12 protein-coding genes are annotated in these 15,012 nt (G+C 64.8%); 5 read left to right on the forward strand and 7 right to left on the reverse strand.

The window, feature by feature from the left end:
* Nucleotides 1-93: 93 nt before the first annotated feature.
* From FEF27_RS00875 to benA, 5 genes are all read right to left on the reverse strand, one after another.
* Nucleotides 94-2,874 (reverse strand): helix-turn-helix transcriptional regulator, encoded by a 2,781-nt coding sequence (locus FEF27_RS00875; RefSeq protein WP_341805566.1) that lies wholly within the window; start codon nt 2,872-2,874, stop codon nt 94-96.
* Nucleotides 2,871-3,677 carry a benzoate diol dehydrogenase BenD gene (gene benD / locus FEF27_RS00880; RefSeq protein WP_138168934.1) on the reverse strand — a complete coding sequence of 269 codons (807 nt, stop codon included), beginning with the start codon at nt 3,675-3,677 and terminating at the stop codon, nt 2,871-2,873. Before benD ends, FEF27_RS00875 begins: the two co-directional genes overlap by 4 nt.
* On the reverse strand, nt 3,677-5,230 hold the full coding sequence (benC, locus tag FEF27_RS00885; RefSeq protein WP_138168935.1) for a benzoate 1,2-dioxygenase electron transfer component BenC: 1,554 nt from the start codon (nt 5,228-5,230) through the stop codon (nt 3,677-3,679). The genes benD and benC overlap by 1 nt, the downstream gene beginning before the upstream one ends.
* A gap of 49 nt (nt 5,231-5,279) precedes the next feature.
* Entirely contained in the window at nt 5,280-5,813 is a 534-nt protein-coding gene (benB, locus tag FEF27_RS00890; RefSeq protein ID WP_138168936.1) for a benzoate 1,2-dioxygenase small subunit, read from the reverse strand.
* A gap of 61 nt (nt 5,814-5,874) precedes the next feature.
* Nucleotides 5,875-7,272, reverse strand: coding sequence for a benzoate 1,2-dioxygenase large subunit (gene benA, locus FEF27_RS00895; protein WP_279526773.1), 1,398 nt, complete (start codon nt 7,270-7,272; stop codon nt 5,875-5,877).
* Between the two features lie 209 nt (nt 7,273-7,481).
* Here benA and FEF27_RS00900 point away from each other — a divergent pair, with 209 nt between their 5' ends.
* A complete protein-coding gene (locus FEF27_RS00900) occupies nt 7,482-8,156 on the forward strand; it encodes a DinB family protein (RefSeq protein ID WP_138168938.1) in 675 nt (224 codons plus the stop codon).
* A gap of 4 nt (nt 8,157-8,160) precedes the next feature.
* Here the strand turns inward: FEF27_RS00900 and FEF27_RS00905 are convergent, their stop codons facing one another.
* A complete protein-coding gene (locus FEF27_RS00905) occupies nt 8,161-9,423 on the reverse strand; it encodes a benzoate/H(+) symporter BenE family transporter (protein WP_243728884.1) in 1,263 nt (420 codons plus the stop codon).
* Nucleotides 9,424-9,677: 254 nt separating this feature from the next.
* Between FEF27_RS00905 and FEF27_RS00910 the strand changes: the two genes are divergently transcribed.
* Nucleotides 9,678-11,063 carry an MFS transporter gene (locus FEF27_RS00910; RefSeq protein WP_138168940.1) on the forward strand — a complete coding sequence of 462 codons (1,386 nt, stop codon included), beginning with the start codon at nt 9,678-9,680 and terminating at the stop codon, nt 11,061-11,063.
* 40 nt (nt 11,064-11,103) lie between these two features.
* On the opposite strand, the gene FEF27_RS00915 is transcribed toward FEF27_RS00910, so the two are convergent.
* Nucleotides 11,104-12,102 carry an Lrp/AsnC family transcriptional regulator gene (locus tag FEF27_RS00915; RefSeq protein WP_138168941.1) on the reverse strand — a complete coding sequence of 333 codons (999 nt, stop codon included), beginning with the start codon at nt 12,100-12,102 and terminating at the stop codon, nt 11,104-11,106.
* Nucleotides 12,103-12,229: 127 nt separating this feature from the next.
* On the opposite strand from FEF27_RS00915, the gene FEF27_RS00920 reads away from it, so the two are divergent.
* From FEF27_RS00920 to FEF27_RS00930, 3 genes are all read left to right on the forward strand, one after another.
* Nucleotides 12,230-12,988: a DUF5058 family protein gene (locus FEF27_RS00920; RefSeq protein ID WP_138168942.1), complete on the forward strand. Its 759-nt coding sequence runs from the start codon at nt 12,230-12,232 to the stop codon at nt 12,986-12,988.
* A 15-nt stretch (nt 12,989-13,003) separates the two neighbouring features.
* Complete coding sequence (locus FEF27_RS00925; RefSeq protein ID WP_138168943.1) at nt 13,004-13,720, forward strand: hypothetical protein; 717 nt, start codon at nt 13,004-13,006, stop codon at nt 13,718-13,720.
* Between the two features lie 67 nt (nt 13,721-13,787).
* The gene (locus tag FEF27_RS00930) at nt 13,788-15,005 is read left to right on the forward strand and encodes an amidohydrolase (protein WP_208009570.1); all 1,218 of its coding nucleotides are present in this window, start codon (nt 13,788-13,790) and stop codon (nt 15,003-15,005) included.
* Nucleotides 15,006-15,012: the final 7 nt, after the last annotated feature.

Below are 15,012 nucleotides of genomic sequence, written 5' to 3' on the forward strand. Positions count from 1 at the left end.
GCCGCCACCTGCCTACGCGGTGAGCCCTGCGCGGGTCGGCCACGCCATCAGGCGCTGCCCGGCCCGCGCAGTTATCTTCACGACGCCGTCCAGTCAGTGCGGACGGCTGTCTTCAGCAAAGTGCACGGTCGCCAGCTCGGTGCGGGAACGGATCCGGAACTTCCCGTAGATGCGTGTCAGGTGGTACTGGACCGTCTTCTCCGCAATGAACAGCTCCCGCGCCACCTCAGCGTTGGTCATCCCCTGGACTACCAGGTTCGCCACGGAGAGTTCCTGCGGGGTGAGCACCACAGCGTTTCCTGAGGTCGAGTCTCTGGCCTCACCCGCGGAACCGGCGGTCGCGCCTCCCCAGGACATGCCTGTGGCTCGCAGCTCCTGCTCGCAGCGCTCCACCAGAACCTTGGCCCCGACCCCCTGATAGAACTCCCGGGCTCGTTCCAGGCTCTCCATGGCGTCGCGGCGGCGGTTCACCCGCCGCAGGACCTGGCCGCGGCTCAACAGGATGCGCGCCCGGTCCGTGGGGTACTGGTCATCGCAGACCAGATCCAGCGCCCTGGCAAAATGCTGCTCTGCGGCTGCGGCGTCGCCGGCGGCCCCGGCCACTCTGGCGCAGGCCGCTTCGGCCAGTGCGCGGACATGAGCGCTGGCATCAGAGGTGTAGCGGCGGAAGTCCGCGGCTGCACGCTGAGCCTCCACCAGGCTGTCGGCGGCAATCAGGGCGTCGACGAGGTCGGCATGCCACGGCCAGAAAGACCCGCGACCAGAGGTCCAGGGATCCTCACTGAGCAGCGGGCGCAGCGCAGCGGCGCGGGCCTCGTGGTCACCGCGAACATAGGCCGAAATCGCTCGGGTACAGCGTTCGGGCACCTGCATGGCGAGGTAGTCGCTGAAGAACGCCCGGCTCCGGGTGCCGCCCAACACCTCATCGGTCGGTTGGCCACGGCAGAGCCGGACTTCTGCTGAAGTCCAGTGCAGCAGGGGAGTGACCAACTCGATCCCTGCCTCGTGACACTGGCGCAGCCCGTCATCTGCGGTGCGCAGCGCATCGTCCCATTCGCCCAGCAGCAGCTGGACCCGAGCCAGCCAGCCCTGAGCCCACAATGAGATCCGCAGCGAACCCCGGAGCTGCTGCGTCGGTACGGCTGATTCCAGAGCGCGGACGGCTTCACGCAGATTGCCCGCCAGCAGCGACACCCATCCCACGCACAGGTGGAAGCGTTGGCTGTGTGCTCCGCTGACATTCTCTGCGGCCAGCTCCCGGATGGTTGCGGTCGCTTCGTCCAGCCGCCCGCGGGCGGCCAGTCCGACTCCGCGCATCGCGCGAGACTCGATGTAAGTGGGGCTGTCCGGCGGGCTGAGCTGCATGGCACGGTCGGCCCAGTCGCACAGGTCCTCGCCGTCCCAGCGGACCAATGCGTCCAGCGTCCGGCGCAGCGCGATCTGGGCGTGGACCTCCTGGTCAGCTGGCTCTGCGGCGCTGGCGCGCTGGAGCAGATCATGAGCCTCCGCGGCTTTGCCGCGGTGCAGCGCCAAGTTCGCCAGCACGACGTCGCGCTCCGGGCTGGGAGCGATGGACTTGGCCACACCCAGCCAGGGCAGCGCCTGCGCCACATTACCCGCACTGGCCAGCGCATCGACGCCCTTGAGCAGTTCGGCGTCGCGTGGAGCGGACCGGGGGAGCACCCCCGAAGCAGCGAAGTGCAGTCGGGCGGAATCACGCCATCGGCCCTGGTACTCCGCCGCCACTGCCGCCTGCTGCAGAGCACAGGCCAAGTCCGGATCCTGACCCTGGGCTGCGGCAGCCCGGTGAATCAGCTGGTCTTCGGCGTGCTCCACACAGGTTGCGGCCCGGGAATGCAGCGCCCGCCTCTCCGATGGTTTCATCTCCGCGATGATGATCCGCTGAGCTGCCGGGTGAATCAGTTCAAGCAGGCTGAGCCCGGCTGAGCGTGCTTCCCGGACAACGCCACTGGCTACGGCGAGGTCCACCGCCTCAGACAGATCGGCGACACCGGCGACTTCTGCGATCCGAGTCAGATCGCTGGACTCCTCCAGCACTGCCAACGTGGCCACCAGACGCCAGAGATCCTCTGACCCGGAGTCCCGGATGGGCCCAAGCACATCGCGGACCACGCTGCGCGGAATGGGCAGCGTGTCGGGATCGGCCGGCCACGCACCCTGCGGAACCTCGGCGAGAATCTCCTCCGCCACGCGCAGCCGCCCTCCGGAGTGCTCCAGCACCGCCGCTACCCCTTGGCTGTTGATGTCGTGGAAGCCGCGCTCACGCGCCAAAGCCACTACATCGTCAGCGACCAGGGCAGGGATCTGCAGCTGCAACGTGCCGGGGTCCGCCATCACGCGGCTGAAGTCAGGGTCCACCCCGGCGTGGACCTCAGAGCTGGCCGCGATGACCAGCACCGTGGAGGTGGTCCTCATCTGGTGCGCCAGCTGAGTGAGCACCTGCAGGCTGGGGGCATCCATCAAGTGCGGATCATCGAGCAGAATGACCGGGGGAGCTGACTCCCAATTCCGGTGCTGGGCAGTCAGCGATTCCGCCAGAGCCAGGCGGCGGGCCGGACTGTCGGTGGCTGCCTCGGCAGAGGAGTGCACAGTGGCGTGCGGAAGCTGACGCAGGGCGGCATAGGGCACATCCTGAGTCCAGCCCGCGCCGACGACCAATTGGGCGCGTTCCGGCATTTCGACCTGCAGCGCTCGCAGCAGAGCAGATTTCCCCGACCCCGGTCTTCCGCGCAGAACGACGACGCGCCCCCCAGCGTGCGGGGCCTCGTCGGTGACACGGGAAATGGCGCGGAAAACCGGGCGCAGACTGGTCAGCAGGCTGCGCCCGAGATAAAGGCCTCCGCTTGAGCCTATCCCTGATCACCACCCGCAACCGGCAGCACCGACCCGGTGATATAGGAGGCAGCATCGGAGGCGAGAAACACGATCGGCCAGGCCTGCTCGGCCAGCGTCCCATATCGGCCGAAGGCGCTGGAATCCAGGGTCTGGTCAACCACCTGGCCGAACCAGGCCTTCTCCTGATCAGATTCTGGTCCGGGCCCCCGCGGGATCCGGCGCGGCGGCGCCTCGGTGCCTCCCGGGGCGGTGGCCACCACGCGGACGCCAGCCTCGGCAGATTCCATGGCCAATGAGGCGGTCAAGGCGTTGACACCTCCCTTCGCGGCGGAATAGGGCCCTCGGTTGATCCCCCGAGTGGCGACTGAGGAGACATTCACGATGGTACCGGTGCCGCGCTGTTTCATCCCGGGGAGCACCGCACGGCACATCCACATCGTGGGGAACAGCGAACGGCGGATCTCGGCTTCGATGCGGTCGGGTTCATACACGTCATAGGGCTTAGCCCAGATGGTCCCTCCCACCGCGTTGATACATACGTCGATATCCCCGGTCTCCGAGGTGGCTCGGTAAGCCACATCTTCAGCGCCCTCCCAGGTCTCAAGGTCCGCCAGCGCAGTGAGGCAGCGCAGCTGCCGTCGGTGCTCACCGGCAGCAGCTGCAGCGGCCTGCGCGGTGTCCTCAACCAGCTCCGAACGGTCGGCCAGGATCAGCTCGGCCCCCTGCCGGGCAGCCAGCACAGCGACCTCGCGGCCGATCCCCTGGGCGGCGCCGGTGACGAGCACATTCTTGCCGTCCAGCAGCCCGGCCTCGAGCCCCATCAGGCCACCGCCTTGGCCATCGTCTGCCGTGCGTGGTCATTATGAGCGCGAATCACGGCCTTAGCCTGGTCCAGATCGTTGTTTTCGAATGCTTCCACCAGGTCGAAGTGCTCGGCCTCGATCTCTGGAGCGATCCACGCACCGTTGCGCAGGGCCTCGACCATCTGGTTATGCACGTGCAGGCGGCGGAAACCGTCCAGGAACGTGGGATTGTCGGAGATGACAAAGAGGTACTCGTGAAATTCCTCGTTGAGCTTCGCGAACTCCTCAGCGTCCACAATTTCGCCGCCGTCGAGCATCTTCGACACTGTTTCGGCGAGTCGCCGGTAGTGCTGCAGCTGCTCCTTGCTCAACCGTCCCATCAGCAGCTCGGTCACGGCCAGCTCCAAGCCCATACGCGCATCCAGGTGCGCCATGGAGTCCTGCCGTGTGAAGGACAGCTGTCCGGTCTCCATAGTGGAGACCGCCTCGCTGGCGCTGACGGTGTCACCAGCTTCGCTGAGAGTCTGCTCGCTCAGCGGCGACCCGGTCTCGTCGTCGTCGGTGGAGCCCTTGGGCGCGAACTTCTCGTAGTAGAAGTTCGTCGGAGACACACCTTCCTTCTCCAGCCAGGAGGAGACGGCGTCAACCATCGGCGGCGGCCCGCACAGGTAGATGTCCACATCTCCGTTCTGCAGATGTTCCTCACTCAGGAACTGGGTGACATAGCCAATCTGCTCCGCCGAGCTGTCCGGGTCCGCCACGCAGTAGCTGTAGGTGAAGGTTTCAATCTTCTGGACATAGTCGTCCAGGATCTCCAGACCCACCACGTCGGCGTCACGGGTGACTCCGTAGACCAGGTGCACCGGCTGGTCTGTGCCGTCCTGGGCCAGTTTCTCCAAGATGGACAGGATCGGTGCCAGTCCCGTGCCACCGGCAAGAAGCAGGACCCGGCGCTGCGGGGGCCGCAGGAAAAAGGTCCCAAAAGGCCCGGAGAGCGTGAGCCGATCACCTACCGCAGCCCTGTCGGTGAGGTAGGTGGACATGGCTCCGCCGGGGGTGTTGCGGACCATGAAGGAGGCAGCCTCATCCTTGGGACCGGAGCTGAACGAGTATGACCGTGCCTGATCAGTGCCCGGGACCGAGATGTTCATGTACTGCCCCGGGAGGAAAGCCAAGTCTGCGCGCTTGTCCACCGCGAGGGTGAAGCTGATCGTCGTCTCGGAATGGTGGACCAGCTGCGTGATCTCGGCCTCGAAGTCCGCTGCCGAAGTCTTGGCCACCTCGGAGGTCGTGGGCACATCGATCACCATGTCAGTCTGCGGCTCCGCCTGGCAGGTGAGGACATAGCCGCGCTCCAGCTCCTCCTCAGTCATGGCGTCGTCAATGAAGTCACCGGGATCAAATTCGCCCGAGACACACAGGGACTTGCAGGTCCCGCAGGCTCCATCCCGGCAGTCGGAGGGCAGGTTGATCCGTGCTTTGAAGGCCGCTTCCATGATCGTCTCCATGGGGTTGACTTTGACGATCTTTGTCACGCCGTCTTCGAACGTGAGGGCTACTTCGTTACTCATAACATTTCTCTCTTCTCAACAGATTGTCCCGGGTGGGGCGCAGGCAGGGTCACACCATGTAGATGTCGATCAGGTGGTGCACCAGATCGTTCTTGAGGATGACCTTCTTCCCCATGATCAGTGGAGACTCTCCGGAGAGATCCACCGTATAGAGGCTGTGGCCGTAGTAGGTCAGGGTCTCCTGGTACCGGTAGTAATTGGTGATCCAGGTGAATCGAATGTCGACCTCATCACCACGGCGCTGAAGAAATTCGACCCCGCCGATGTTGTGCTCGGTGCGCGGCTCCGGCATTGACGTGGCCCCGGAGCGGTCGGTCTTGATCCGGAACACACGGTCCTCCAAGCCGCTGCGATTGGGGTACCAGATCAGTGAAATCTCATTCTGCGGATCCGTGGTCAGAGTGTCGTCAACGTCCCAAGCCGGCATCCAGAATTCGGCATCCGGGTGATAGCACTCCAGCCACTGGTCAAAGTCCCAGTCATCGAGCAGGCGGGCTTCCCGGTAGAGGAACTGGCGGATCCGTTCAGCGGTCTCGACGTCGACGACGAGGCCGGAGCTGGTCTCAGTTGCGGTGATTGTCATACTCGTTCTTTCCTTCTTCCGCCGCGGCGGTGGGTGGGGTCAGCAGGTCCAGACGTGCGAGTCAGCGCGCGGCGTTCGCAGGAGGGGCGGCAGCCTGTGCCTTGCGGTCTTCCTCCTCGAGGGCCTGTCGCATGGTCTCCTGCCAGTAGGCGTGCTGGATCGGGTAGAGACCCTCGTCCTCCGTCTTGGCACCGGAAGCGATCGGGTTCATGCCCAGGGCAGCAGCCTGCTCGTCGGGACCCTCGATCTGGTGCGCCTGGCCGCGGGACATGTCGTTCCACTGGGCAGCGGTGGCCTGGTAGGTCTTCTGAGCGGACCTGAACTCTTCGAGATCATCCGGGGTGGCCATACCAGTGGCATTGAAGAAGTCCTCGTACTGCCGGATCCGGTTCGCCCGGGCCTCCTGCGGCTCGCCCTTGGGGGCGATGCAGAAAGTGGTGACCTCAGTCTTGTGCGCTGAGATCGGGCGGTAGTGCCGAATCTGTGAACTGAACTGGTCCATCAGATACACATTCGGGTACAGGCACAGATTTCTGGAGATGTTTGTCATGAAGTTGGCCATGGTCTCGCCGTATTCCGTGACCAGACGCTCGCGCTCTGCCCACAGAGAGCGGTCCTCAGGGTTCGTCCACTCCTGCCACAGCAGCAGGTGGCCATAGGGGAAGGAGTAGAACCCGCCGGAGACTTTCCCCCAGCCGCCGGCATCCATAGCCTTGGTGTCATTCTTCGACTCCCCGGACTTCCGCCGTGCTGTGGTCGCCGCATAGTTCCAGTGCACGGAGGTCACGTGGTAGCCATCCGCCCCGTTCTCCGCCTGCAGCTTCCAGTTCCCGTCGTAGGTGTAGGTGGTGGCTCCTTTGAGCACCTCCAGCCCCTCCGGGGACTGGTCCACGATGGAATCAATGATGGTCCGGGTGTCGCCCAGATGCTCCTCCAGCGGCACCACATCGTCGTTCAGCGACCCGAAGAGGAACCCCCGGTAGCTCTCAAACCGAGCGACTTTGGTCATGTCGTGCGAGCCGGCCTTGTTGAACTGCTCAGGATAGCCGCCGTTACGCCCGTCCTTGACCTTCAGCAGCTCGCCTGAGTTCCGGAAGGTCCATCCGTGGAAGGGGCAGGTGAAGGTGGTCCGGTTGTCGGTCTTCCGGCGGCAGAGCATGGCACCGCGGTGTGCGCAGGCGTTGATGAGGCAATTCAGCTGCCCCTGCTTGTCCCGGGTGATCACCACCGGCTGACGGCCGATGTAGGTGGTGAAATAGTCTCCGATCTCCGGGATCTGGGTCTCATGAGCCAGGTAGACCCAGTTGCCCTCGAAGATGTGTTTCATCTCGAGTTCAAAGATCTCCTCGTCGGTAAAGATCTGCCGGTTGACACGGTGCAGACCTTCTTCGGGCTTCTCCTGCACACCGTTGTCGATGAGCTCTCTTGCTTCGGCGCTGAATGCGAGGGTGTCAGTCAAGACAGGCCTCCTGTGTCGTGGGTGCGGCGGCTGGCTGCCGCCTGATGAGGGAACGCCTACCATCTTGCGGGCCCGTGACAGTCATCACACTAGGGGGACCCCTAAGGGTGACTCAGGGGGTTGAATATTGGGGGGTGGGAGGCCTCCCCGGCGGCGCAGAAGCTCGCGTAGCGTGACAGCACTCCCCGTCGACGAAAGGATCCTGACTGATGAACCGCATTGAGCGTCTCTACTCCGATCTGTCCCGCCTGGGGCGCGAGACAGAGATGATGGACACCGTGATCACCATGCTCGCCGACGACCTCATGGAAGCCACGGCCGCCAGCGGACACTCGCGGCAGGACGTGATCCGCCGGGTGGTGGAGGGCGGTTACGACATGGCGGCGCTGATCAGTTCGGCGCTCGGGCTCCCGCAGGCACTGACGAGCAGCATGCCGAACGCTGGCGGTGATCTCCGGCTGGAGTTTCGGCGGTCCCACGTGGCGTTCACCGCAGCGGCTGCCCATCTCACCGCACTGCCTGAGGAGGCTGCACTGCACTACCGGGGCCTGACCCTGACCCCGGGTGAGGTCGTCCCGCAGCGCATCGCAGAGATCGTGCTCACCCACGATTCCCTCGGCACGGCCTGGTCAATGGAGGAGGCCGATCCAGACTCGGCGCTCGACGCACTTGAGGCACTGATGCGCCGAATGGCCCAGCGGTCTGAGATCCCCCCACTGCGGATCGACACGGTGGAGGGCGAGACCTGGGAGCTCGGTGACCAGGGCCAGCGAGTCTTCGGTGACCGGGAGGCGTTGGTGCAGTGGCTGGCGTGGGGCGAGACCGGAGATCTTGAATCCGACGCGCCGCTTCCCAGCCTGCCGACGCTGCCGCAATGGTCCTGAGGCTCTACGCCTCAGCGGCCTCCCGGTGGTCCTCACGCTCTAGCAGCCGTGACACTCCGTACCCAATGAGGATCCCCCAGAATGCGGCATGAATGTTGAGCGGATCGAATTCCGCGACCGTCACCAGAAAAGTCACCAGCGCCCCGAGAGTGAACCGGGCCGAGAAGGCTGAGACGAACGCCTGCCGCAGCGCCGCCAGCATGGCGATGCCGCCCAGAGCCAGAATGAAGGCCTCCGGTGTGCCCAGCATGAATCTGGTGATGAGCGGGGCAAACGCTGCCGCAGCAAAGCACAGCACAGCGTAGACAATCGCACCGGTGTACTGCCTGTCCCGCTCTCCGGAGCCGGTCAGCAGAGCGTTGGTGGGCCCGGTGAGGCACGCGGAGACGGCTCCGAAACACGCATTGACCACCGACATCGCCCCGGAGGCCACCGCAGAGGCATTCACCGGGGCTTCATGCCCGGCATTACGCAGCACCGCAGCGCCTTGACCGTTCTGCACCACCAGCACTGTCAGCACCAGTGGTACCACCAGCTCCAGCTGTGCGGCCCAGGTGAAGTGCGGTGCCGTGAACACTGGGGCGGCCAGCACCGGACCGCTGTGTTCCAGGTTGAACCGCCCAGCGCTCAGCACCGCCAGCAGTCCCACTGCTAGCGCCCCCAAGATCGGTGGCACCACCCGGCTGAGGCGCCGGGAGGCGGAGAGGACCACGAAGGTGATCAGCATCGGGACCACCACCGAAGGATCAGTTCGGCTGGAGTCGACGATATCCAGGCCGAACCTCAGAAAGATGGCGGCCACCATGGCCATCACGAGGGGAAGCGGGATCGCTGACATCACTTTGCGCACGACGCCGCTGAAGCCCAAAGCGAGGATCAACACCCCGGAGGTGAAGAAGGCACCGACGACTTCAGCGAAGGACAGGTCCTGCAGTGAGGGGCCCAGGAGGACCGTACCCGGAATGGACCAGGCAAATCCCAGCGGTCGGCGGTACATGATCGACATGACCAAGGTGGCCGCTCCGGCGGAGAAGAACATCCCACAGACCCAGGAGGCGAGCTGAGCGTCGGTCAGTCCGCCGGCGATGCCGACAGTCATAGTGATCGCCACGGGGCCGGTGATCCCGAAGACCACCCCAATCACGGCATTTACCCCATAGACCGGTGCCAGGTCACGAAGAAACTGCCGGGGCTGGGCCGGGGGGCTCGTGGGTCTTTCGATCAGCGGCGGGGCAGCGCTGCGGGCTCTGCGGGCAGATGATGACAAGGGACGCTCCTTCAGCGTGGACCGTGTCATCCCACCAGTGCGCACCCATCTTGACAAGACCCTGACGCGCTTCCGACGGCGTCGGAGCCCTGACCCTGAAGGAAATCCGCCGATAGTGCTGATCCGCGCCGCTCAGCACCCGAGGTGAGGACTGGGCAAACCCCTGATGCCTCAGGTGGTGAGGTGCGTCACGCTGGTTCAGTTGCTACCGCCCGTCGGTCTGAATCCCCCCGCCACGACTACAGGAAGAGTTTATGTCTCACACCTTGATCAATGCTGATCCAGTCAAAGAGCGCCGCACTGCCGGATGGGTCGCCTTCATCGCCTGCGTAGCTCTCGTCTTTGACGGCTACGACCTCACTATCTACGGCACCGTCATGCCCACGCTGATGAACGACGCTTCCCACTTGGGTGAGCTGGATGCCGCCACGGCTGGGGCCTTGGGCTCCTACGCCATGCTGGGTGTGCTTGCCGGAGCGCTGATTTGCGGCGGGATCGGAGACTACCTGGGTCGCCGCCGCGTGATTATGTTCTCCATCACCTGGTTTTCCATCGGCATGCTGCTCACCGCAACGGCCGATTCCATTGCAGTCTTCGGCCTCCTGCGATTCCTCACCGGTCTCGGCCTGGGGGCGCTGCTTGCCACCGCGGGAGCGACCATGGCTGAGTTCGCCCCTGCCGGGAAGCGGAATCTCTACAATGCGATCGTCTACTCCGGGATCCCCGCAGGCGGTGTGCTGGCGGCGCTGCTGGGCATCCTCCTGCTGGAACCACTGGGCTGGCGGTGGCTGTTCGTCATCGGCGCCGCTCCGATCCTGTTGGTGCCCATCGCGTGGTTCAAACTGCCCGAGTCGCCTCGCTGGCTGCTCTCCCGCGGCCACCGCGAGCTGGCAATGCGCACCGCCCAGCGTGCAGGTACCCCGCTGGTGGAAGAGACACGTGTGCTGGATGATGCCGGTGCCGCGGAGCGGACTGGTTTCGCGGCGCTGCTGACCAAGCGCTACCTTGTCGCCACCATCCTGTTGGGCCTGATCTCCTTCTGCGGCCTGCTGCTCACCTACGGTCTGAACACCTGGCTGCCGCAGATCATGCAGGAGTACGGATACGACACCCGGGGGTCGCTGACCTTCCTGCTGATTCTCAACGGCGGCGCTGTCATCGGGGCGTTGGCTGGCTCCAGGGTGGCTGATCGATTCAGCGCTCGGCCCATCATCATCGTCACGTTCACCCTCGCCGCCCTGAGCCTGTCCATGATGACGGTGCAGTGGCACATCTCCATGCTGTTGGGCTTCATCGCCCTGGCAGGAGTCGGCACTCTGGGCACACAGGTGCTGGGTTACGGATATGTCTCCACTTATTACACCACCAACGCCCGTTCAGCAGGAGTGGCGTGGTTTGCCGGATTTGGCCGAATCGGTGGGGTGCTGGGCCCATTCATCGGAGGCATGATCGCCACTCTGGGTCTCGGCGGAGCACAAGCCTTCTACGTCTTCGCCGGTGTCGCACTCTTCGGAGCGCTCCTGATGCTGATGGTACCGCGGCAGAAAGACCTCGAGCAGATCGACGAGCAGCTGAAGCGAGCCTCCGCGGAGGAGTCTGTGCAGCCTGACGCCGAGCAGGAGCTGGTGACCCAGGCATAGGCCTGAGCTGGCACTCTGCCACGCTGACCGCCCCGGCTGCTCACCAATGGTCTGCCGGGGCGGTCAGCAGTCGCTGCGCACGTCCTTCGGCATCCAGCGCCCACCCGACTCGTTTGGGTATACCGGACAGCACGACACTTTCGGCCAGCCGGAGGTGGGGCAGAGCTTCCTCCAGTCGGGTTTCTACCTCGGTGATCTCGGCGGCGGATCGTAGCCACATCATGAACAGGAAGTTGTTGGGCCCGGTGATGGAGGTACACAGCCGCAGGGCGCCCAGCCCGGCAATTCGAGCCGCGGCAGCGGCATGCTCCGCCGTGGGAAGGCGCGCGAACCATTGGCAGACCAACTGATACCCCAAGGCGGCATGGGAGACATCGCAGCGTAAGGAAATCTTGTCTCCCTGCACCACGCGTCGCAACTGGCGTCGCGCCGTCGACGGTGTCAGTCCCGTCTGCTGCGCAACAGTCTGTGCTGAGGCGCGTCCATCACCTGCCAGGACGCGCGCGATCGGCCCAAAGGCCTCCGGGGCCCGCCCCGCCACCGTCCGGGGCCGCAGCGCGCGCAACCGTCGTATGACGCTGGGCTCCAACGCACCGACCTGCCAGTCGTTAGCCCCGGCATGGAGCGCGGTGCAGTAGTACGTCTGCCACCTCAGCAGACCCGGCACCGCGTCGAAAGCAGGGAAGACCAGCTCGCGCAGCTGGCTTGGTCGCGGCACAATCACTGTCAGCAGCAGGTCCCGCCCGCTGGGAGACTCCTCCACGGAGAACACCTCCGGCATGGCGCACAGCGCCGCGGTGACCTCCGTGCGCGCGGCAGGATCGCAGAGCACGCTGTGCAGCGAGAGTGTCATGTCCTGCGGCGTTCCCCGAGGATGGGCCGTCACCCACGCGACTCCCTCTGCTCGCAAGCGCTCAAACCGGGCAGCCAGCGTGGTGGGATGCCTGTCCAGAGCAAGGCCCAGTTCGGTCCACGAACCACGCGGAAGCAGCTGCAAGGAGTGGATCAGTCGCAGGTCTTCTTCGTCGAGAGTGATCATTTCTTCGAACTGTACACCGAATTAAGAAAATATCCTGTGAATATCGGCGCAGTGGTGCACGTCACACTCACAGTAGACGTATCCGGCGCGATCACGCGCACAACCACCGACGACAGCGATTCTCATCATGACTCTTCTTGCCGCCTCACCGGGAAGCTCCACAGACGTGCTGGCAGTGGCCAATATGCCGCTGCTGTGGGCCAGTGCGCTCGGGGTGTTCCTCGTGATCATCGTCCAGACCATCATCTACATGCGGGCAGCCCGCCGGGCTGGCCCTGATATCGGAATGAGCCGGGATGATCTCTCGGTCGCCTTCCGCAGCGGCGCCGTCGCCGCCATCGGTCCCTCCGTGGCCGTGGTCATTGTTGCACTGTCCCTGCTGGCGCTTTTCGGGACCCCTGGTGTCTTGGTGCGCATCGGGCTGATTGGTTCGGTGGCATACGAGACCGGAGCTGCGTCGATCGCCACCGGTGCTGCGGGGGCTGAACTGGGTGGGCCCGACTACACCCAGACTGCCTTTGCCATCGCGTTCTTCGCCATGAGCGTCGGGGGTGCGATGTGGATGCTCGCCACGCTCATCTTCACCCCGGTGCTGCAGCGCAGCGAAAAGAAGCTCACCCGCGTGAACCCGCTGTTACTGACCATCGTGCCCGGTGCGGCTCTGATCGCGGCGTTCCTCTCCCTGGGCATCGCCGAAGTCCCCAAGAGCGTCGCTCACACCACCGCGCTGCTGTGCGGGGGAGCCGTCATGGGGCTGGCTGCCTTCCTCGCGGTCCGGCTCCGGCGGTCCTGGATCCGTGAATGGGGCCTCGGGGCCGCGATTCTGCTGGGACTCGTAGCCGCCTATTTCGCCGACCAGGCCGGTCTGGGCCTGGGCATTGTCTGAGAAAGAAGGAAAGTCATGACAACGTCACCCGCGCCATTGACTGCGATGGAGCAGTTCGGCGCCACGACCAACCGCGCTGGCCGCCTGACCATGATTGCTGGTCTCATCGTCTCGCTCTCCGGTCCGCTGTATCTGGTGCTCTTCGCCGACCTCGGCGTCACAGCCACCGCGCTGTGGACCGCCTTCGCCGCCGTCGCCGGGACCTTTTTCATCATCTGGCTTGTCGAGCCGGTCACCTATTACCCCATCCTTGGACCCGCGGCTATGTACCAGGCCTTCATGATCGGCAACATCTCCAACAAGCTGCTGCCCTCTGCGGTGGTGGCGCAGGAGACGCTCGGGGTTCGTGCCGGCACGCCGAAGGGGAGTGTGACCGCCTCTATGGCGATCTGCGGTGCGGCCGTGGTGCACCTGGTCTCCCTATTCATCTTTGTCGGGGTGCTGGGCACCTGGCTGTTGACCCTGACTCCCGAGACCGTGATGGACGTCGTGCGCTCCTATGTGGTGCCGGCGGTCTTCGGCGCGGTAGCAGTTCAGGCAATCATCAGTGTCCGCAAACTGCGTCCAGTGCTGATCGCCCTCGGTGTGGCACTGGTAGTCCAGCTGGTGCTGGTCCCCGCGGTGGCGCAGCTGGCATTCCTGGCCACCGGCATCTGCGTCATCGCCACCATTATCCTCACCTGGGTCCTGCGCCCCCGGGACCGTGCAAAGCTGGAAAATGCCGCGGTCTGAGACAACCTGCCGCCCCGCAGCTTCGCCGAACTCAGCCACCACCAGAGAGGACCCCCTGTTGACGACCATGTCGCCGATCCGCCTTGATTCCGCGGAACAGGAACGACTCCGAGAGTCCTACCGGCATCTGCACCGCCACCCCGAGCTGTCGATGCAGGAGCACCGCACCGCCGACTACATCGGTGCAGAGCTTGATTCTGTCGGCATCCCCAACTTCCGCTGCGGAGGCACGGGCGTGGTGGGTGTGCTGCGCAACGGGGAGGGACCTACCGTCGCATTCCGCGCCGATACCGACGGACTGCCTATCCAGGAGGAGACCGGCCTGGACTACGCCAGTGCAGCCCGCGGCGAACTGCCCGACGGCACGGAGGTCCCTGTCATGCACGGCTGCGGTCATGACGTGCACGTGGCATGTCTGCTCTCAGCAGCACGGGTCATGGTGCAGCGGTCCAGCACCTGGTCCGGCACGCTGCTGCTGATCTTTCAGCCCGGGGAGGAGACCGCCGCCGGGGCGCAGGCGATGGTCGACGACGGGCTGTGGTCCAAAGTCCCCGCCCCCGACCTTGTCCTGGGTCAGCATGTGATGCCCATTCCGGCTGGGGAGATTCGCTGGATATCCGGCAACGCCATGGCGCTGGCCGACTCATGGAAGGTGACACTGCGGGGTCGGCAGGCCCACGGTTCGCAGCCTCATGATGCCATCGACCCCATAGTGCTGGGTGCGCACATGATCACGCGACTGCAGTCCGTGGTGGCACGGGAAATTGATGCCCGGCGCGCAGCTGTGGTCACTGTGGGCACCTTCCACGCCGGCCTGAAAGAGAACATCATCCCCGACCGCGCGGAGTTCACGCTCAACATCAGGACTCTGGACCAGCAGACACGGCACCAGGTACTTGCGGCAGTGCGCCGCACACTCATGGCTGAGGCGACAGCCTCAGCGGCACCGGAACCAGAGATCGAGGAGCTCTACACCTTCCCGCTGCTGGTCAACGACCACACCTGGACACACTCAATGGTGAAAGCGATGAAGACAGAGTTCGGCGATCAGCAGGTGGTGGAGTCGGAACCGCTGATGGGATCAGAGGACTTCGGCACCCTGCCGCAGTCCGCCCAGGCCCCGGGTGTCTTCTGGTACTTCGGGGGGCACGACGCCGCCACCCTGGAACAGCCCGCGGTGCCCAAGAACCACTCGCCGCACTTCGCCCCCGCCGAGCAGCCCACTCTCGAGACCGGCGCCCGTGCAGCCCTTGCCGCACTGTACCGCGGCTTCAATGGTGTGTGAGCCACAG

The sequence above is a fragment of the Nesterenkonia sphaerica genome, assembly GCF_005771565.1.
Taxonomy (GTDB): Bacteria; Actinomycetota; Actinomycetes; order Actinomycetales; family Micrococcaceae; genus Nesterenkonia; species Nesterenkonia sphaerica.

What these genes read in the sequence shown, in the direction of transcription:
- benD (WP_138168934.1), bottom strand. Translation starts at nt 3,677, where the DNA reads ATGGGGCTCGAGGCCGGGCTGCTGGACGGCAAGAATGTGCTCGTCACC.
- benC (WP_138168935.1), bottom strand. Translation starts at nt 5,230, where the DNA reads ATGAGTAACGAAGTAGCCCTCACGTTCGAAGACGGCGTGACAAAGATC.
- benB (WP_138168936.1), bottom strand. Translation starts at nt 5,813, where the DNA reads ATGACAATCACCGCAACTGAGACCAGCTCCGGCCTCGTCGTCGACGTC.
- FEF27_RS00900 (WP_138168938.1), top strand. Translation starts at nt 7,482, where the DNA reads ATGAACCGCATTGAGCGTCTCTACTCCGATCTGTCCCGCCTGGGGCGC.
- FEF27_RS00910 (WP_138168940.1), top strand. Translation starts at nt 9,678, where the DNA reads ATGTCTCACACCTTGATCAATGCTGATCCAGTCAAAGAGCGCCGCACT.
- FEF27_RS00915 (WP_138168941.1), bottom strand. Translation starts at nt 12,102, where the DNA reads ATGATCACTCTCGACGAAGAAGACCTGCGACTGATCCACTCCTTGCAG.
- FEF27_RS00920 (WP_138168942.1), top strand. Translation starts at nt 12,230, where the DNA reads ATGACTCTTCTTGCCGCCTCACCGGGAAGCTCCACAGACGTGCTGGCA.
- FEF27_RS00925 (WP_138168943.1), top strand. Translation starts at nt 13,004, where the DNA reads ATGACAACGTCACCCGCGCCATTGACTGCGATGGAGCAGTTCGGCGCC.
- FEF27_RS00930 (WP_208009570.1), top strand. Translation starts at nt 13,788, where the DNA reads ATGTCGCCGATCCGCCTTGATTCCGCGGAACAGGAACGACTCCGAGAG.